General features: G+C 31.1%; 19 protein-coding genes. 15 read left to right on the forward strand and 4 right to left on the reverse strand.

Annotation, left to right across the window (positions count from 1 at the left end):
• The first annotated feature begins 48 nt into the window (after positions 1-48).
• From HNV10_RS14330 to HNV10_RS14395, 14 genes are all read left to right on the forward strand, one after another.
• Positions 49-957 carry a bifunctional riboflavin kinase/FAD synthetase gene (locus HNV10_RS14330; protein WP_173302084.1) on the forward strand — a complete coding sequence of 303 codons (909 nt, stop codon included), beginning with the start codon at positions 49-51 and terminating at the stop codon, positions 955-957.
• Positions 950-2,263: an HTTM domain-containing protein gene (locus tag HNV10_RS14335; RefSeq protein WP_173302085.1), complete on the forward strand. Its 1,314-nt coding sequence runs from the start codon at positions 950-952 to the stop codon at positions 2,261-2,263. The genes HNV10_RS14330 and HNV10_RS14335 overlap by 8 nt, the downstream gene beginning before the upstream one ends.
• Positions 2,264-2,423: 160 nt before the next feature.
• Positions 2,424-3,695 carry a serine--tRNA ligase gene (serS, locus tag HNV10_RS14340; RefSeq protein ID WP_173302180.1) on the forward strand — a complete coding sequence of 424 codons (1,272 nt, stop codon included), beginning with the start codon at positions 2,424-2,426 and terminating at the stop codon, positions 3,693-3,695.
• A gap of 396 nt (positions 3,696-4,091) precedes the next feature.
• On the forward strand, positions 4,092-5,876 hold the full coding sequence (locus HNV10_RS14345; RefSeq protein ID WP_173302086.1) for a tetratricopeptide repeat protein: 1,785 nt from the start codon (positions 4,092-4,094) through the stop codon (positions 5,874-5,876).
• Positions 5,877-5,934: 58 nt separating this feature from the next.
• Positions 5,935-6,549: a matrixin family metalloprotease gene (locus tag HNV10_RS14350; protein ID WP_173302087.1), complete on the forward strand. Its 615-nt coding sequence runs from the start codon at positions 5,935-5,937 to the stop codon at positions 6,547-6,549.
• 100 nt (positions 6,550-6,649) lie between these two features.
• Entirely contained in the window at positions 6,650-6,970 is a 321-nt protein-coding gene (locus HNV10_RS14355; protein WP_173302088.1) for a DUF4286 family protein, read from the forward strand.
• Between the two features lie 103 nt (positions 6,971-7,073).
• The gene (gene rsmA, locus HNV10_RS14360; protein WP_173302089.1) at positions 7,074-7,850 is read left to right on the forward strand and encodes a 16S rRNA (adenine(1518)-N(6)/adenine(1519)-N(6))-dimethyltransferase RsmA; all 777 of its coding nucleotides are present in this window, start codon (positions 7,074-7,076) and stop codon (positions 7,848-7,850) included.
• A gap of 36 nt (positions 7,851-7,886) precedes the next feature.
• Positions 7,887-9,236 carry a magnesium transporter gene (mgtE, locus tag HNV10_RS14365; RefSeq protein WP_173302181.1) on the forward strand — a complete coding sequence of 450 codons (1,350 nt, stop codon included), beginning with the start codon at positions 7,887-7,889 and terminating at the stop codon, positions 9,234-9,236.
• Positions 9,237-9,319: 83 nt separating this feature from the next.
• Positions 9,320-10,258, forward strand: a complete 939-nt coding sequence (locus HNV10_RS14370; protein ID WP_173302090.1) for a 2-hydroxyacid dehydrogenase — start codon at positions 9,320-9,322, stop codon at positions 10,256-10,258.
• A gap of 27 nt (positions 10,259-10,285) precedes the next feature.
• Positions 10,286-10,741 carry a DUF1801 domain-containing protein gene (locus tag HNV10_RS14375; RefSeq protein ID WP_173302091.1) on the forward strand — a complete coding sequence of 152 codons (456 nt, stop codon included), beginning with the start codon at positions 10,286-10,288 and terminating at the stop codon, positions 10,739-10,741.
• Between the two features lie 83 nt (positions 10,742-10,824).
• The gene (locus tag HNV10_RS14380; protein ID WP_173302092.1) at positions 10,825-11,211 is read left to right on the forward strand and encodes a VOC family protein; all 387 of its coding nucleotides are present in this window, start codon (positions 10,825-10,827) and stop codon (positions 11,209-11,211) included.
• Positions 11,212-11,227: 16 nt separating this feature from the next.
• The gene (locus HNV10_RS14385; RefSeq protein ID WP_173302093.1) at positions 11,228-11,992 is read left to right on the forward strand and encodes a sulfite exporter TauE/SafE family protein; all 765 of its coding nucleotides are present in this window, start codon (positions 11,228-11,230) and stop codon (positions 11,990-11,992) included.
• A gap of 79 nt (positions 11,993-12,071) precedes the next feature.
• Entirely contained in the window at positions 12,072-12,647 is a 576-nt protein-coding gene (locus HNV10_RS14390) for a hypothetical protein (RefSeq protein ID WP_173302094.1), read from the forward strand.
• A gap of 54 nt (positions 12,648-12,701) precedes the next feature.
• Positions 12,702-13,181 (forward strand): CsbD family protein, encoded by a 480-nt coding sequence (locus HNV10_RS14395; RefSeq protein WP_173302095.1) that lies wholly within the window; start codon positions 12,702-12,704, stop codon positions 13,179-13,181.
• A 111-nt stretch (positions 13,182-13,292) separates the two neighbouring features.
• Here the strand turns inward: HNV10_RS14395 and HNV10_RS14400 are convergent, their stop codons facing one another.
• Genes HNV10_RS14400 through HNV10_RS14410 form a run of 3 tightly spaced genes read right to left on the reverse strand, consistent with a single transcriptional unit; the run spans position 13,293 to position 16,871 of the window.
• The gene (locus tag HNV10_RS14400) at positions 13,293-15,125 is read right to left on the reverse strand and encodes a GNAT family N-acyltransferase (protein WP_173302096.1); all 1,833 of its coding nucleotides are present in this window, start codon (positions 15,123-15,125) and stop codon (positions 13,293-13,295) included.
• Positions 15,126-15,144: 19 nt separating this feature from the next.
• Positions 15,145-16,395: an aspartate kinase gene (locus tag HNV10_RS14405; protein ID WP_173302097.1), complete on the reverse strand. Its 1,251-nt coding sequence runs from the start codon at positions 16,393-16,395 to the stop codon at positions 15,145-15,147.
• Positions 16,395-16,871: a GNAT family N-acetyltransferase gene (locus tag HNV10_RS14410; protein WP_173302098.1), complete on the reverse strand. Its 477-nt coding sequence runs from the start codon at positions 16,869-16,871 to the stop codon at positions 16,395-16,397. The genes HNV10_RS14405 and HNV10_RS14410 overlap by 1 nt, the downstream gene beginning before the upstream one ends.
• Before the next feature lie 181 nt (positions 16,872-17,052).
• Between HNV10_RS14410 and fbp the strand changes: the two genes are divergently transcribed.
• The gene (gene fbp / locus HNV10_RS14415) at positions 17,053-18,057 is read left to right on the forward strand and encodes a class 1 fructose-bisphosphatase (RefSeq protein ID WP_173302099.1); all 1,005 of its coding nucleotides are present in this window, start codon (positions 17,053-17,055) and stop codon (positions 18,055-18,057) included.
• Between the two features lie 101 nt (positions 18,058-18,158).
• On the opposite strand, the gene HNV10_RS14420 is transcribed toward fbp, so the two are convergent.
• Positions 18,159-18,590 (reverse strand): tellurite resistance TerB family protein, encoded by a 432-nt coding sequence (locus HNV10_RS14420; RefSeq protein ID WP_173302100.1) that lies wholly within the window; start codon positions 18,588-18,590, stop codon positions 18,159-18,161.
• Positions 18,591-18,607: the final 17 nt, after the last annotated feature.

Below are 18,607 nucleotides of genomic sequence, written 5' to 3' on the forward strand. Positions count from 1 at the left end.
GTTTGTAAAACGTCTTTATTCCATTTTTAATAATACTTATTTAAAAATTTGAATTCAAAATTAGCAAAAGTAACAACTATTGGCACCTTTGATGGCGTTCATATTGGACATCAAAAGATATTAAAACAAGTGGTGCAACTTGCAGAAGCAAAAGGCTACATTCCTGTAGTACTCACCTTGTTTCCACATCCTAGAATGGTATTACAAAAAGATGATACAATTAAGTTACTCAATACTATTGAAGAACGTATAGATTTATTAAAAGCAATAGGTATTAAAGAAGTGATTGTTAAAAAATTCACCAAAGATTTCGCTAACCTTTCTGCTAAAAATTATGTAAAACAAATTTTAGTAGATGAACTAAATACCAAACAAATAGTTATAGGCTACGACCACCATTTTGGTAAAAACAGAAGCGCAAATATCAATGATTTAAAAGCCTTTGCAAAAATTTATAATTTCAATGTCGAAGAAATTTCTGCACAAGATATTGAGAACGTAACTGTAAGTTCTACAAAAATTAGAACAGCTTTAAATGAAGGACAGGTTGCATTAGCAAATTCGTATTTGGGCTATAATTTTTTTATTACAGGTACAGTAATTAAAGGGAAAGAACTAGGAAGAACTATTAATTTTCCAACCGCCAACATTAGTGTCACCGCAACTTACAAACTAATACCTAGTAATGGTGTTTATGTGGTAAAATCTAAGTTTAAAGACAAAACAATTTTCGGTATGATGAATGTAGGCACTAATCCAACAGTTGATGGTAAAAACCAATCTATTGAGGTTCACTTTTTCAACTTCAACCAAGACATCTATAATGCTGAGTTAAAAATTGAATTTCTAAAACGGTTAAGAAGTGAAGAAAAATTTCAAAATCTAAATGCTTTAAAAATTCAATTAAATAAAGATATGGAAAACGCTACAACTTACATAAAGACCTTAAATGCGTAAGTTCTTATTTAAACATATTGACAATTCTGGTCTCATAGTTTTTAGAATTATCTTTGGTTTACTTTGTTTTCTAGAAGCCGTAGGTGCCATTTTTACAGGTTGGGTAAAACGCACTTTAATAGACCCAGAGTTTACATTTTCTTTTATTGGGTTTGAATGGTTACAACCATTACCAGGACAATGGATGTATATCTATTATATTGTTATGGGAATTTTTGGACTCTTTATAATGCTTGGTTTTAAATACAGATTTAGCATGCTGATGTTTGCCTTAATGTGGACAGCCACTTACCTCATGCAAAAATCATCATATAACAATCACTATTATTTATTAGTTCTGTTGAGCTTTATAATGGTAATTATGCCAGCAAATCGTTATGCTTCAATAGATGTAAAACTAAAACCTAAACTCAAAACTATTTCCATGCCTAGTTGGTGCAAATGGGTTTTTGTGCTTCAATTATTTATCCTTTACACGTATGCTTCTATCGCTAAATTATATCCAGATTGGTTAGATACTTCTGTAATTGCAATACTAATGAAAGGAAAAGCTAGTTATCCTGTTGTTGGCGAACTTCTACAGCAGAAATCCATACATTATATCTTAGCATATGGTGGTATTTTGTTTGATGGTTTAATTATTCCGTTATTACTTTTTAAACCCACCAGAAAATACGCTTTTTTCGCTTCTATTTTCTTTCATTTGTTTAATTCATTTATATTTCAAATAGGTATTTTTCCATACATGTCTTTGGCATTTAGTTTATTCTTTTTTCAACCTAAAACCATTCGTAATTTATTTTTAAAAAAGAAACCTTTGTATAATGCAGAAGAGGTAAATACCCCAAAATACGCACCTATTTTAATCACATTATTTTCAATCTATTTTTTAATTCAAATTGCATTGCCTTTAAGACATCATTTTATTGAAGACAATGTTTTATGGACCGAAGAAGGCCATCGTTTATCTTGGCGAATGATGTTAAGAGCAAAAAGCGGAAGAACAACATATTCTATTATTAACGCTGAGACTAATGCTAAAATTCCTATAAAATTAAACGATTACTTAACAAAAAAGCAACAACGAGGGGCTAAAACAAAACCAGATATTATTTGGCAATTTGCACAACATCTTAAACAAAAATTTTCTGAAAAAGGTATATCAATAAAAGTATATGTTAAAACATTTGTGAGCGTCAATGGTAAGCCTGCAAAACAACTTATAGACCCAGATGTTGATATCGCTAATGAGAAATGGCATCATTTTAAACATCATAATTGGCTCTTACCTTCAAATCAAAACTAAGTCATTTTTAGGCTACATTCTCCGCAAAAAAACACAATTGCTTACATGTGTTTATTCTAGCATCAAAATAGCTATAATTTAATTTTTATCTGCTCATTTTATTTTTACTTTTGTGTCTTGCTTTTACTAAGCTAAATTGGCAAAACCTAAATTAAAAGATATGTTACAAGTTGCTTTTATTAAAGAGAATAAAGAAGACATCATAAAGCGTTTAGCTAAACGAAATATTGATGCTACAGAGATGATTAACGATGCAATAACATTTGATGAAGAGCGCAAAGCACTCCAGACTTCTCTAGACAATACAAAAGCAGAATCCAACGCTTTGTCTAAAGAAATTGGAAATTTATTTAAATCTGGTGATGTACAAAAAGCAAATCTTTTAAAAGAAAAAACAACACAATTAAAAGAAACTACAAAGAATTTTGAGCAAGAACTTAATGATAAGGTAGAAGCATTATCTGAGTTGTTATACAAAATCCCTAATGTACCAAACCCAATTGTACCAGCAGGAAACACAGACGAGGATAACGAAGAAACTTTTAGAGAAGGTGATATTCCTAAACTATATGATGGTGCATTGCCACACTGGGAACTTGCAAAAAAGTACAACATTATTGATTTTGAATTAGGAAATAAAATTACTGGTGCTGGTTTTCCGGTTTACATTGGTAAAGGAGCAAGATTACAACGTGCACTTATCGCTTATTTTCTAGACAAAAACACAGAAGCTGGTTATACAGAATATCAAGTACCACATTTAGTAAATGAAGCTTCAGGTTTTGGTACAGGTCAGTTACCAGATAAAGAAGGGCAAATGTATCATGTAACTTTAGATAATTTGTACTTAATACCAACAGCAGAAGTTCCTGCAACTAATATTTTTAGAGACACGCTGTTAAACGATGCAGACTTGCCTATTAGCATTACAGGTTACACACCTTGCTTTAGACGCGAAGCAGGAAGTTATGGCGCACACGTAAGAGGTCTTAACCGTTTACATCAATTTGATAAAGTAGAAATATTACGTGTTGAACATCCCGATAATTCTTATAAAGCTTTAGACGGTATGGTAAACCATGTAAAAGGAATTTTGAAAGATTTAAAATTACCTTATAGAATATTAAGATTATGTGGTGGCGATTTAGGTTTTACTTCTGCATTAACTTATGATTTTGAAGTATTTTCTACAGCACAAGACCGTTGGTTAGAGGTGTCTTCTGTTTCTAATTTTGAAACCTTCCAAGCCAATCGATTAAAATTGCGCTTTAAAAACAACGAAGGCAAAAATGAATTGTGCCATACACTTAACGGAAGTGCTTTGGCTCTACCAAGAATTTTAGCTGGTATTTTAGAAAATTATCAAACAGAAGATGGTATTAAAATACCCGATGTATTGGTACCTTATACTGGTTTTGATATTATTTCTTAATATTTAATAATCCAATGCCCTAAACTCATAAATGTTAAAATTTAGTGTATTTAATCGATTTTATGTGTATTTCTTCGTTTAAATTGAATTATTTTTAGAAATTAGTGCTACCAAATTAGAATAACCTATTTATGAAAAACTTAAAACGAATTGTATTACTTGCAGCATTGATTGCAATGGTATCTAAAGTTCTGTTTTAACTGTTCATTAAAAAAATAAAAAACAGTACTAGACAGAATATCTGAATCATATTTATAATAAATATTGGTTAATAGCACATTTATTTTGCTGGTAAAATGCCTTAACGAAAAGTTAAGGCATTTTTTTTATATAAACTTTTACAATATCTCACTTTAGCATTTGTTATATTTGAAAACGTCTTTATACTTCATAAACATGCATAAACAAATAATAACTTTACTTTTTATTTTAGGATGGTATTCTGGATTTGCGCAAAACAGCGAAGCTCAAGGAGAAAGTTATTATAAAAAAGGAGAGTTTAAAAAAGCACTCATTATTTATGAAAATCTCTTAAAAGAAAAGCCTACTAGCTACAATTACAATAATAAAATTATTGATATCCATCAACAATTAGAACAATATACAGAAGCCGAAAAAATAATTCGCAGGCAATTAGAGAAAAGACGTGAGCCAGACATGGTCGTTGCATTAGGTTATAATTATCAATTAATAGACAGCTTGGAAAAAGCAAACTCACTTTATGAAGAAGCTATTAATTTTGCAGATAGCAAGCCCTATTTTATCTATACTATTGCCAAAAAATTCGAAGACTATTCACTTATAGATCAAGCCATCCGCTTATACGAAAAAGGTAAAACATTAACGCCAGACAGAAATTACAACATGCAGTTAGCTCGTATTTATGCGGACTTAGGTGATGTTGAAAAAATGTTTGAGAATTACATAGAATTCATTAAATACAAACCTAATTATCTGAGTAATATAAAATTTGCAATTACTGATTTTATATCAGAAAACAAGGATAACGAAAACAACATTTACCTCAGACGTCTATTACTTAAGCAAATTCAACAAGAACCTCAACCTTATTGGTACGAAATGCTAAGTTGGCTGTATGTACAAGAAAAAGCCTATTATAAGTCGTTTATTCAAGAAAAAGCCCTTTACAAACGTAATCCAGAAAGCTTAGCACGCATCATTGACCTTGCTAATATGGCAAGAAAAGACAACGATGACGAAGCTGCAAAATCAATCTTAAATTTTGTTTTAGAAGCTACTCAAGACCAAACTACAGCCTTAACGGCACATCAATATATTTTAGAAATTAACACCAAAAACGCAGATAAAAAAGGCTTAGAACAAATTGACAAATCTTACCAAAACTTATTTAATGAATTTGGGAAATCAAGACTAACTATTCCTTTACAATTAGCTTACGGTAAATTCTTGGCCTTTAATAAAAAAGATACACAAACAGCAACTGAGTTCTTAAAAGAAAGCTTAAAATTAAATGCTGATTATTACAGAAAAGCAAAAATAAAACTACTATTAGCAGATATTTTAGTGCTTCAAGAAAAGTTCAATGAAGCTTTAATTTTTTATTCTCAAATTCAAGCTGAATTAAAAAATAGTACCATTGCCCAAGAAGCAAGATTCAAAGTCGCAAAAACTAGTTATTATAAAGGCGATTTCGATTGGGCAGAATCGCAATTAAAAATCTTAAAATCATCTACATCACAATTAATTGCTAATGATGCGCTAGACTTAAAATTATTAATTTCTGACAATAAATTTGAAGACTCATTACAAACCTCTCTAAAATTATATGCCAAAGCAGATTTATTTGCTTTTCAAAACAAAACCGATGATGCCATATTACTTTTAGATAAAATCTTAAAAGAACATAAAGGCGAAAACATTATTGCACAAACGCTTTACCAGCAAGCAAAACTTTACGAGAAGAAAAAACAATACGTTAAGGCCAAAGCCAACTACCAAGAAATCATCAAAAATTATAGAGATGGTATTTTGGCAGATGATGCGCTATATTATTTAGCAGAATTATATAATTCTCATTTAGAAAATCCCGATGAAGCCAAATCTCATTACGAAAAAATAATATTTGAACATCAAGATAGCATCTATTATATAGAAGCAAGACGAAAATTTAGGATGCTAAGAGGAGATAGTATCAATTAATCTCTGCTTTAGTTACAAGTTTACTAAAAAAATAAGCAAGCTAAAAAGGCTTCTAAAAATGAATAAACCAATATTATTTTTCATTTTTCTACTATTTTGTTTTTCGTGTTCAACAAAACCAAAACTAATAGGCATTCAACCATTTGGAAATATTGACCAAAACTCAATAAGTGTTATTACCAAAAATTTAACTAAAACATACAATTGTAACGTCGTTGTTTTAAATAATAAAGAAATTCCGAATACTGCTTTTGTAAATATAAAAAGTCCAAGATATAGGGCAGATTCACTCTTAATACATTTAATAAAAATCAAACCAGACTCTATTGATTATATTTTGGGTGTAACATCAAAAGATATTTCAATAACCAAAAGAGACTCTAATGGAGATATAAAAAAGCCCGAAAATAAATATTCTGATTGGGGAATTTTTGGATTAGGATATAGACCAGGACAAAGTTGTATTATATCAACATTTAGATTAAAAAATACTAAGTCAGAAACATATAAAAATCGATTACGTAAAATTTCGGTTCATGAAATAGGACATAATTTAGGTCTCAACCATTGTCCTTCAGAAAATTGTGTAATGCAAGATGCCGTTGAAACTATCAAAACCGTAGATAAAGCAGGCTTTGGTCTATGTAAAAAATGTTTGCAGAAAATAAATTAGCACTACACATAATTAATTAGTCTTATTAGTTTTTTAACATTCCAAGACAAAACAAATCATTAACTTCAAAATTCATATTTTTGCAGCTTATTCTAAGATAATGATAATTTACAACGTTACCCTAAACATAGATAAAAGTGTCCACAACGAATGGTTAGAGTGGATAAAAGAACACATTCCACAAGTATTAGCAACAGGTAAATTTAAAGAAGCTAAATTAACTAAAGTGTTGGTGGAAGATGACGAATCAGAAACTTATTCGGTGCAATATAGGGCACATTCTAGAGAAGCCTTAGATAGTTATTATGCAGAACATGCAGACCGATTAAAACAAGAAGGATTAAAACGTTTTGCAGATAAAGTATTATCGTTTAGAACAGAACTTCAGGTTGTAGATGAATATGTTGTAAATTATAATTAGTTTCAATTTAGCCTATAACTCTGCTAAAGTCAACAATCATCAACGTATCTTTACAAAACATCAGCTTTACGCATTTGCGTCTTCGCTAAAAAATAAAATTATCATGACAGTTAAAGCAAAAAAACATCTAGGACAGCATTTCTTAGAAGACGAATCTATTGCTAAAGATATTGCAGATAGTTTATCATTAGAAGGCTACAATGATGTGTTAGAAATTGGTCCTGGAATGGGTGTTTTAACCAAATACCTTCTTAAAAAAGACACCACAACACACGTCATAGAAATAGATACGGAATCAGTAGATTACTTAAAAAATAATTACCTCAATCTTGCTAATAGAATTATAGAACAAGATTTTTTAAAATACGATTTAAATCTCGTTTTTAAAGACAAACCTTTTGCTATCATTGGTAACTTTCCCTATAATATATCATCTCAAATTTTATTTAAAACTTTAGAATTAAGACATCAGATACCTGAGTTTTCGGGCATGTTTCAAAAAGAAGTAGCCATGCGTATTTGTTCTAAAGAAGGTTCTAAAGTCTATGGGATATTATCAGTATTAACCCAAGCTTTTTACAACGCTGAATATTTATTTACAGTACCACCAACCGTTTTTAATCCGCCACCTAAAGTAGATTCTGGTGTATTATTATTAAAACGAAAAGAAAACTTCACACTGCCTTGTGACGAAAAATTATTCTTTAAAGTAGTAAAAACAGGGTTTCAACAACGTAGAAAAACATTACGTAACAGTTTAAAAACATTTAATCTATCGGATAATTTAAAAGCAAATACTATATTTGGACAGCGACCAGAACAATTAAGCGTTTTACAATTTATTGAGCTGACTTCGCTAATAGAAAATGACAGTAATTAAACTCTAAACAAAAGAGTGGAAGACATCCAAGAAAACATACAATTTCAACTCACTGATGAGCTCATTGAAATGGTAGAAGTTCTTATCGAAGACCAAAACGATAAAGACTTAAAAGCCCTTCTAAATGAGTATCACCATGCTGATATTGCTGAAATTTTAGATGATTTAGATCTTGAAGATGCTGTTTATGTTATAAAACTTCTTGACTCAGAAACGACCTCAGATATCCTAATGGAACTTGATGAGGACATAAGAGAAAAAATACTAAAAAATCTATCTACAAAAGAAATCGCAGAAGAGGTTGAAGAACTAGATACTGATGATGCCGCAGATATGATTGCTGAACTTCCTGAAGAAAGGCAAGCTGAAGTTATCTCTTACATAGAAGACCATGGACATAGAGATGAGATTCAAGAACTTTTAGCCTATGATGAAGATACAGCTGGTGGATTAATGGCTAAAGAGTTAGTTAAAGTTTATGAAACTTGGACCGTTGCCGGTTGTCTTCGTAGAATAAGAGGACAAGCTAAAGACGTTACAAGAGTACATTCCGTTTACGTTGTAGACAAGCAAGATAAGCTCATTGGAAGACTATCTCTAAAAGATTTAATCATTTCTAAAAGTGATATTAAAATTGCAGACATTGCCAAAGATAATGTAGACTGGGTAAATGTTAATGATGATGTTGAAGATGTTGCCAAAGTAATGTCTAAATACGATTTGGAAGCCATACCTGTAGTAGATGACAACCAAATTTTATTAGGTAGAATTACCATTGATGATATTGTAGATGTTTTAAAAGAAGAAGCAGATAAAGATTACCAATTAGCAGCTGGTATTACCCAAGATGTAGAAGCAGATGATAGCGTTTGGGAATTAACCAAAGCACGTTTGCCTTGGCTAGTTTTGGGCCTTTTTGGAGGTTTAGGTAGTGTTTTTATTATGAAAGGTTTTGAGGAGGTTATGGAGACCGTACCTTCTCTATTTTTTTACACGCCATTAATTGCAGCAATGGCTGGTAATGTTGGAGTACAATCTAGTGCAATTATTGTACAAGGTATTGCCAATGACAATGTAAAAGGAAGTATAGGAAATAGACTTTTAAAAGAAATTGGTTTAAGCCTAATTAATGGTTTTGCTTTAGCATTATTAGTAATTCTGTTTGGCTTTTTAATTAATCAAAACCCAACAGAAAGTTTGGCTATTGCAGTATCTATGATGTCTGTAATTGTTGTTGCTGCCTTAGTTGGCACATTTGTACCAATTATCTTAGATAAAAGAGGTATAGATCCAGCGATTGCAACTGGTCCTTTTATCACAACAAGCAATGATATTTTAGGTATTTATTTATTCTTTGTCTTATCTGGGTTAATTATTGGCTTTTAAAATTAAAAGGGTTACATCAATTAAAAAGTCTTCCTTATTTTTAAGCATTAAATTAAAGGACTATTTTAAGTTACAATTGATTGATGAAAATATTACACCTAGATTCTAACCATCCACTGCTCTTAAATCAGCTTAACGATTTAGGATTTACAAATCACACAGATTACACATCTACTAAAGCCGAAATTGAAACCAAAATTGCAGATTACGATGGTTTTATAATTCGAAGCCGTTTCTCTATAGACCAACACTTCTTAGATGCAGCAAAAAACCTAAAATTTATAGGACGTGTTGGTGCTGGCTTAGAAAATATAGATTGCGATTATGCCTTAGAAAAAGGCATTCATCTCATTTCTGCACCAGAAGGTAACCGCAATGCGGTTGGCGAACATGCTTTAGGAATGTTACTCTCACTTTTTAATAAACTGAACAAAGCTGACAACGAAGTAAGACAAGGCAAATGGTTACGAGAAGAAAATAGAGGTATAGAATTAGATGGCAAAACCGTTGGGCTTATTGGCTATGGCAACATGGGAAAAGCATTCGCAAAAAAACTAAGAGGCTTTGATGTAGAAGTATTATGTCACGATTTAAAAGACAATGTTGAAGATGCTAATGCTAAACAAGTGTCTTTAGAAATATTAAAAGAAAAAGCAGATGTGCTAAGTTTACATACACCACAAACCGAGTTAACCATAAATATGGTGGATTCAGAATTTATAAACGGGTTTCAAAAACCATTTTGGTTAATTAATACAGCGCGTGGAAAATCGGTGGTGACTAAAGATTTAGTGTCAGCATTAAAATCTGGTAAAATTTTAGGAGCAGGACTCGATGTTTTAGAATACGAGAAATCCTCTTTTGAAAACTTATTTACTTCAGATAATATGCCTAAAGCGTTTCAATATTTAATAAATTCAGAACAAGTTTTATTGTCTCCGCATGTAGCAGGTTGGACCATTGAAAGTAATATTAAGCTCGCACAAACTATAGTTGATAAAATAAAAGCTAAATTTTGCTAACTTGTAGCATCATAAAACCAGCAGAAAATGACATCAAAAGCCACTAATCCAGAAGAATATATTGCGCAATTACCAGAAGAACGCAAAGCTCCAATAACAAAACTAGACGCACTCATAAAAAAGCACATGCCTAAAGGCTTAGAAGCAGGCATGAGTTATGGTATGCTTGGCTATTATGTCCCAAAATCAATTTATCCAGATGGTTATCATTGTAAACCATTTCCGCCTTTACCATTTATAAATTTAGCATCTCAAAAAAACTTTATTGCGTTGTATCATTCTGGCATGTATGCTAAAAAGGAATTATACGATTGGTTTGTAGAAGAATATCCAAAACATTGTAAATACAAATTAGACATGGGAAAAAGTTGTGTTAGGTTTAAAAAAATGGAGGACATTCCTTATGATTTAATTGAACAGCTTTTAGGAAAAATGTCTGTTGAAGAATGGATAGAAATTTACGAAAAGGCAATAAAAAAATAATGTTGCCTGCAAAGTTTCAAAAACCTTGTAGGTATTGAGTTTAACTAGATTCCCTTTTTCAAGGGAACGAAAACAATTTTTCGATGAAAAAAAGAGTTACAGGCATTGGTGGATTATTTTTTAAAACAAAAGACCCTAAAGCAGCAAAAGACTGGTACAAAAAACATCTAGGTTTTAACACAGATGATTATGGTTGCACATTTTGGTGGAAAGACAAAGAAGGAAAAGATTGCTCTACGCAATGGAGCCCTTTTGCAGAAGATACCAAATATATTGAGCCTTCTAAAAAAGACTTTATGTTTAATTACAGAGTAGAGAATCTAAAAGAATTATTAGAGACTTTAAAAGAAGAAGGTGTTACAATTGTTGGTGAAATGGAAGAATATGATTATGGAAAATTTGGTTGGATTTTAGATAATGAAGGAAACAAAATTGAACTTTGGGAACCTGTAGATAAAGCCTTTTTATAATCTTAATTATTTCCTATTGACCTATTTACAAATTCTAGAATCTTATAATTTAACAGCACTACAGTGGATTGCCATTAGTTTTGCTGTTTTTTTATTAGGCCTATCTAAATCTGGCATTAAAGGTATAGGTATTATTATTGTTGTAATACTTGCCTTTGTATTTGGTGAAAAAGCATCTACAGGTGTATTACTCCCTATGTTAATTTTTGCAGATATTTTAGCTGTTATTTATTATAATAGACATGCAGATTGGGGAATTATAAAAAAACTAATCCCATGGATGATTATTGGCGTTTTAGTTGGTGTTTGGGTTGGAAATGACATCTCTGCATATGTCTTTAAAAAACTAATGGCATTTATAATTATTATTTCTGTCATAATTATGTTGTTTATAGAACGTATAAAATCTTCAAAACCTCCAAGCAATAAATTGTTTTCTTATGGTATGGGATTTTTAGCCGGTTTTACAACTATGATAGGCAATTTAGCTGGTCCTGTTTCTAACATTTATTTTTTAACCATGCGATTTCCTAAAAATGAATTTATTGGAACTGCTGCATGGCTGTTTTTTATAATTAATATTTTTAAACTTCCTTTTCATATTTTTATATGGAAAACAGTTTCTATAGATTCTTTAGTTTTAAATTCTGTATTAATTCCGGCAGTAATTATAGGTTTCTTTTTAGGTGCATACATTGTAACTTTTATTTCTAATAATAACTACAGACGGTTTATTTTAATAGTTACTGCTATTGGAGGTGGTATTATGCTATTTAGTTAATATTTAACACATAATTCTTCAATAGTTTTAGCAACCTAATTTTTTTTTAACTTTACCGCTTAAACAAAATTTAAAAAAGATGTCAGAAGATACTAAAGGTTTAAATGAAGATATGTTAGATAATACCAACGATGGTGTTGAAAACACAACTGATAAAATGAGTGCAAAAGCCAGCGAATTAGCAAATGATGCTAAAGAGGCATTAAGTAGTGCAAAAGATAAAGCTACAGAATTCGCCGATGAAGCCGGCGAAAAATTGCATGACCTTTCTGATGCAGCAAAAGACAAAGCTTCTGATTTAGCAGAAGATGCTAAAGAAACTTATACGGAAGCAAAAGAAAAGGCTAAAGAAATTGCAGAAGAAGCTAGTGAGAAAATTGGTGAGTTTGCAGATACAGCAAAAGCTAAGGCCTCTGATTTAGCTGACGATGCCAAGGAAACCTATTCTGAAGCAAAAGAAAAGGCACAAGAATTAGCTGGAGAAGCTGGTGAAAAATTAAGTGAATTTGCTGATGAAGCAAAAGAAAAAGCTTCAAAATTTGCTGATGTAGCAGAAGATAAACTAGAGGATTTAGCAGAAGATGCTAAAGAGACTTACACGGAAGCTAAAGAAAAAACAAAAGGCTTCTTTCAAAAGTTATTTGGAAAGAAATAAAGACTGTTAATGCAAAATTGTTAACTTTATAATCTAACCAAAACAATTTAAACGATGTCAGACGATAACAAAAACTTAAGTGACGACCTAGATGATATGATAGGTGACGCTAAAGAAGGTGCAAAAAAAGCTGGTGAAAAAATTAGCCAAAAGACTAGTGAACTAGCAGAAGATGCTAAAGAATTTGCTGATGATGCTAAAAATGCAGCTAGTGACTTTGCTGATAGTGCCAAAGAAGTATTAAGTGATGGCAAAAATGTAGCTATAATAGCGCACCTTACTCCTATTGGATGGATTATTGCACTTATAATGAACAGCAGTAATAAAACCGAGTATGGTTCCTTTTATATTAGACAGTATCTCGGTATATTTATATTAGGTTTTATATTAGGTCTAATCCCTTTAATAAACTTAATAGCATGGCTTCTGCCTTTAGCAATGTGGATTATGAGCTTAATTGGCTCACTAAGTGGCGAAAAGAAACCTGTTTTTCTTCTTGGAAATCAATTTCAAGAATGGTTTAAAGGCCTTTAATACTCATTATATTTTTACAAACCCAGAATTAGCGTTCTGGGTTTTTTGTTTTTAATAAGTAACCTTAAACTAAATGAAGTTATATTATAATTTTATAATACGAGAAAGGATTTATTTATCATCGTGATTCTCCATAAACTTACGCTCTAATTCTGCCTGAAATTCTTCCATAACAGGCCTTACTGTACTTTCTGGTAAATCTGCAATTTTAATGTACATTAAGCCATCAACAGCATTATTAAATAAAGGATCTACATTAAAAGCTACAAGTCTAGCGTTTTGCTTAATGTATTTTTTTAGTAAAACTGGCAGACGTAAAGCTCCTGGTTCTACCTCATCAATAATTTTATCAAATTTATTTAAATCAGCTTCAGTAGCATCAAACACAAAATCCTTATCTGCATCTTGTAATTTGACTTTAAATTCTTTTTTAGGATGAACATATTGAGCAACGTATGGGTCGTAATAATGGGATTTCATAAACTCAATCATCAAACTCTTAGAAAAGTTAGAAAATTGATTACTAATACTAACACCACCTATTAAATATTTGTGCTCCGGAAAACGCAATGTGGTATGAACAATTCCTTTCCAAAGTAAAAATAATGGCATTGGTTTTTGTTGATACTCTTTAATGATAAACGCTCGTCCCATTTCAATAGATTGGCTCATCATTTTATGTAATTCTGGTTCAAAACGAAAAAGGTCCTGCAAATAAAAACCATCAATACCAAAACGCTTATAGATTTGAGAGCCCAAGCCCATCCTATAAGCACCTGCCATTACATTTTTTTCGTTATCCCATAAAAACATATGGTGATAATAGGTATCAAAAGAATCTAAATCAATAGCTTCATTTGTTCCTTCTCCTACTTCTCTAAATGTAATTTCTCTTAGTCTTCCTATTTCTCTAAGAATATTAGGAATATTTTCTTGAGACGCCAAAAATACTTCATAATTTTTACTCTCTAAGAGCCTACAATCTGCTTCCCTAAGCTTATCGACCTCAGCAATCATAACCTCAGGAGCAATCGGAGTTACAATACGTTTTGGAGGTTTTGGCGCTTTTAATTGCGATTGAATGTTATCTAAAATCTTTGGTTTGTCTTCAAAAGTTTTAGACAACATATATGTTTTACGTCTAATAAAATCAGTAAAATCAGTAAGGTCAGAATGCTCTTTTTGATCCTTTACAGAAATAGGCTTACCCACTCTTACCTTTATTATACGACGTTTCTGCGTTAATAATTCAGATGGTAATTTTGCTGTTCTCAGCGTGTCGCTAATCTTAGAAAGTCTATAAAATAAACGGCTGTTTTTAGCATGAAAATAAATGGGAACAACAGGTACTTCTGCCTTTTGTATTAATTTCATAGCAGCCACTTCCCAGGCTTTATCAACCACTAACTTTCCGTCGCGATACGTTGATACTTCTCCTGCCGGAAATACACCTAACGGATGGCCGTCCCTTAAATGAAGTATAGCATTTTTAAACCCAGCTATACTACTTGCAGCATCTTTTCTTCCTTCAAAAGGGTTCACTGGCATAACATAAGGCTTTAATGGCTCTATACGATGCAATAAAAAATTGGCAATAATTTTAAAATCATTACGCTGCTCAATCATTAATTTTAATAGTAAAATACCATCTATACCTCCAAGTGGATGATTAGAAACGGTAATGTATGGCCCTTCTTTAGGAAGCCGTTTCATGTCCTCCTCTGGAATTTCAAATTTAATCTGAAATTCCCCCAAAATAGCATCTAAAAAATTAACATTACTTAGATGTTTATTACGCTTATAAACTTTGTTTAAAGTAGATATTTTAAGAACTTTCATCAATATCCATCCAAAAAATGTACCTAAAAACCCATACTTATTAGCATGTATTGCTTTAGCCACTTCCTTTGCGGTTACTAAACCAGTTTCAGATGAATTCCCCATAAAACAAATGTAGTAAAGTTTATTTAGTTACAATCTGCACTGTACCTTGTGTTAATTGCTTCAATAATACTATTTTATCTTTTTCTAAATCTTTTATTGCAACGTCATTATATTGTCTTATGGTATAAAGACTCACATTTTTATAACATGTTACTTTAAATTTTGCTTTTAAATGTTGTAGCAATTTATCTAAATTATTATATAAATTATCAATACAAACGGAAAAACTAATTGCTGAATTTTGAATAACATCAACCTTCATTTTATATAAATGCAATAAACTAAAAATATCACTGATATTTTCTTCCATTATATAAGAAAAATCTAAAGACGATAGCGATATTAAAACTTGATTTTTCTTAACTATAAAACATGGTATTTCTGGTTCTAGTGCTTTTCCCTTACTTACGCATGTGCCATCTGCTTTTGGATTTAAAAACGATTTTACATATAATGGTATTTCCTTACGTTGCAATGGCTGAAGCGTTTTAGGATGTATTACAGAAGCTCCATAAAATGCTAATTCTATTGCCTCTCTATAAGAAATTTGGTGCAAGAGCTGAGCGTTTTTAAAATATCGTGGATCTGCATTGAGTACACCTGGTACATCTTTCCATATGGTAACGCTATTAGCATTTAGACAATAGGCAAAAATAGCAGCAGTATAATCACTACCTTCTCTACCTAATGTTGTTGTAAAATTATTTGAATCACTTCCTAAAAATCCTTGTGTAATATTTAAAATTCCTGTATCTAATTTAGTTGAAATATTCTCTTGAGTGGTGTCCCAATTTACATTGGAGTGTCGGTAATAGTTATCAGTTTTTATAAATTCTCTAACATCTACCCAATTATTTCTTAAGCCAATTTCATTTAAATAATGGCTAATTATTGTTGTTGAAATTAATTCTCCAAATCCAATAGTTTGGTCATATACAAAATTATAGTCTGGTGATTTATTACTCTTAAAAAACAAATTTAATTCATCAAAAAGGGCTTTTACATCTACAAATACTGCGTGACGTTTATTATCAAATAAATCACTTAAAATATCATTATGGTATTTTATGACCTCGTGAATAGCACTCTGTAATTCGTCTTTATTTTCAAAATAATTTTTAATTACTAATTCCATACTATTGGTTGTTTTTCCCATTGCAGAAATCACAACTAAAGTGTTATTATATCCTGTTGTCTGTAAAACTTTTGCCAAGTTTTTTACGCCTTCTGCATCTTTTACTGATGCTCCACCAAATTTATAAACTCGCATTATAATTGGTTTAAATAATTATTAATTCCGGCTTCATCTAATTGTACCACATCCCAATCTCTCATTACATTTGCCCCTTTTTTCTGGTAAAATTCAATGGCAGACTCATTCCAGTCTAAAACTTCCCAACAAATACGTTTTACACCCTTTTCTTTTCCGTATTTAACTACCGCATCTAAAAGAAGAGTTCCTAAGCCTTTACCTCTAGATTTTTCACTAATAATTAAATCTTCTAAATGCAAAACTTCACCTTTCCAAGTGGAATATCTAGGATAGACTAAAGCGATACCTTCTATACTGTTTTCTAATTCTAAAACAAAGCAGGTAAACTTAGGGTTTGTGCCAAAACCATCATTTTCTAAATCATCAATGGTAACCTCTACTGCGTGTGGTTCTTTTTCATAAGTGGCCAATTCTTGAATAAGTTCTAAAACTCTTGGCATGTCTTTTTTTATGGCTAATCTTGGTTGAGTCATTTCGGAATTAAAAAGTTAACTCAAATATAATCTAAACTCACATTACAATACAACGAAGTCTTTACACTTTTTCCATTTTTGAAAGAAGTATTGATTAAAATTCAATTTATTTAATGGACGAAAACGTTATAGTTTGTTAAAAAATACGATATTTGTGTGCTATAAATCAATAAATTACTTCATGTCTAAAAGAAATCAAACCCTAGGTGAATTTATAATTGAAAATCAGAATTCATTTAAATACTCCTCTGGAGAACTTTCAAAACTCATAAACTCCATTCGTTTAGCCGCTAAAGTGGTTAATCACGAGGTAAATAAAGCTGGCTTAGTAGATATTATTGGAGCAGCTGGAGATACTAACATACAAGGAGAAGATCAGCAAAAATTAGATGTTTATGCAAACGATAAATTTATTCAAACCTTAACGAAGCGGAATATCGTTTGTGGAATAGCAAGTGAAGAAGAGGATGATTTTATCACTATTAACAGTCAAGATGAAAATCATCAAAATAAATATGTGGTATTAATTGATCCTTTAGATGGATCCTCTAATATTGATGTTAATGTTTCTGTTGGAACTATCTTTTCTATTTACAGACGTGTAACGCCATTAGGTACTCCTGTTTCTATAGAAGATTTTTTACAAAAAGGAAATAAACAAGTAGCAGCAGGTTATGTAGTTTATGGTACTTCTACCATGTTAGTTTATACTACAGGACATGGTGTAAATGGATTTACTCTTAATCCGGCAATTGGATCATATTATTTATCACATCCAGATATGCAATTCCCAGAAGATGGAAATATCTATTCTGTAAACGAAGGAAATTATTTAGATTTTCCTTTAGGTATAAAAAAATACATAAAGTATTGTCAAGAAGATGAAGGAGAAAGACCATACACCAGCAGATATATTGGTTCTTTAGTTTCTGATTTTCATAGAAATATGATTAAAGGCGGAATTTATATGTATCCTAAAAGCACCAAAAATCCAAAAGGTAAACTGCGTTTACTTTATGAGTGTAACCCAATGGCATTTATTGCAGAACAAGCAAATGGAAAAGCTAGTGATGGATTTAATAGAATTATGGACATAGAACCAACAGAACTGCATGAACGAGTTCCATTTATTTGTGGAAGTAAAAATATGGTTGAAAAAGCAGAAGAGTTTATGCGCAACAATTAATATCAAGAAAGTATTAAAAACAAAAAAAACAACCTTAATAATTAAGGTTGTTTTTTTTTGAAAATATTAAAGTCCAAGAAAAAGAACTAACAGCTCTTTTTTTATTGATTCATATTCTTTATACCGTATATAAATTCATCGAGAGAGACTTCGTTTTTTACTAACTCTAACGCTTTATCAGCAATATATTTAACGTTTACAGCATGAAATCCTAAACCAACACAAAACTTATGTAAAAGTTTTTCTTGAGCATCTTCTTTAACGCCATCTGCCCAAACCATTCTGGTTAAATCGTACAAACGCTCTAACCTATGATCGTATGATACTGGTGGATTAATTGGGTGAGAACCATGGTCTTTTAAAATAGCTTTATAATCGGCTTCGGTAACATCTAGATTCCGCGCTAAACGATCTATAAATTCCTTTTCGGAATCTGTAATAACACCATCACTCATTGCTACACGAACAATCGCAGCAAAATGATCTGTATTTCGTTTTCTAAATCCACTATCGTATAAATCTGAAATTGACATAAATTTTGTTTTTATAT

Origin of the sequence: Winogradskyella litoriviva, assembly GCF_013249065.1 — a bacterium.
Lineage (GTDB): Bacteria > Bacteroidota > Bacteroidia > Flavobacteriales > Flavobacteriaceae > Winogradskyella > Winogradskyella litoriviva.

Bases quoted from the DNA above. Each gene is read 5' to 3' on its own strand.
- HNV10_RS14335 (WP_173302085.1), top strand. From the start codon at position 950: ATGCGTAAGTTCTTATTTAAACATATTGACAATTCTGGTCTCATAGTT.
- serS (WP_173302180.1), top strand. From the start codon at position 2,424: ATGTTACAAGTTGCTTTTATTAAAGAGAATAAAGAAGACATCATAAAG.
- HNV10_RS14345 (WP_173302086.1), top strand. From the start codon at position 4,092: ATGCATAAACAAATAATAACTTTACTTTTTATTTTAGGATGGTATTCT.
- HNV10_RS14350 (WP_173302087.1), top strand. From the start codon at position 5,935: ATGAATAAACCAATATTATTTTTCATTTTTCTACTATTTTGTTTTTCG.
- HNV10_RS14355 (WP_173302088.1), top strand. From the start codon at position 6,650: ATGATAATTTACAACGTTACCCTAAACATAGATAAAAGTGTCCACAAC.
- rsmA (WP_173302089.1), top strand. From the start codon at position 7,074: ATGACAGTTAAAGCAAAAAAACATCTAGGACAGCATTTCTTAGAAGAC.
- HNV10_RS14370 (WP_173302090.1), top strand. From the start codon at position 9,320: ATGAAAATATTACACCTAGATTCTAACCATCCACTGCTCTTAAATCAG.
- HNV10_RS14375 (WP_173302091.1), top strand. From the start codon at position 10,286: ATGACATCAAAAGCCACTAATCCAGAAGAATATATTGCGCAATTACCA.
- HNV10_RS14380 (WP_173302092.1), top strand. From the start codon at position 10,825: ATGAAAAAAAGAGTTACAGGCATTGGTGGATTATTTTTTAAAACAAAA.
- HNV10_RS14390 (WP_173302094.1), top strand. From the start codon at position 12,072: ATGTCAGAAGATACTAAAGGTTTAAATGAAGATATGTTAGATAATACC.
- HNV10_RS14395 (WP_173302095.1), top strand. From the start codon at position 12,702: ATGTCAGACGATAACAAAAACTTAAGTGACGACCTAGATGATATGATA.
- HNV10_RS14400 (WP_173302096.1), bottom strand. From the start codon at position 15,125: ATGGGGAATTCATCTGAAACTGGTTTAGTAACCGCAAAGGAAGTGGCT.
- HNV10_RS14405 (WP_173302097.1), bottom strand. From the start codon at position 16,395: ATGCGAGTTTATAAATTTGGTGGAGCATCAGTAAAAGATGCAGAAGGC.
- HNV10_RS14410 (WP_173302098.1), bottom strand. From the start codon at position 16,871: ATGACTCAACCAAGATTAGCCATAAAAAAAGACATGCCAAGAGTTTTA.
- fbp (WP_173302099.1), top strand. From the start codon at position 17,053: ATGTCTAAAAGAAATCAAACCCTAGGTGAATTTATAATTGAAAATCAG.
- HNV10_RS14420 (WP_173302100.1), bottom strand. From the start codon at position 18,590: ATGTCAATTTCAGATTTATACGATAGTGGATTTAGAAAACGAAATACA.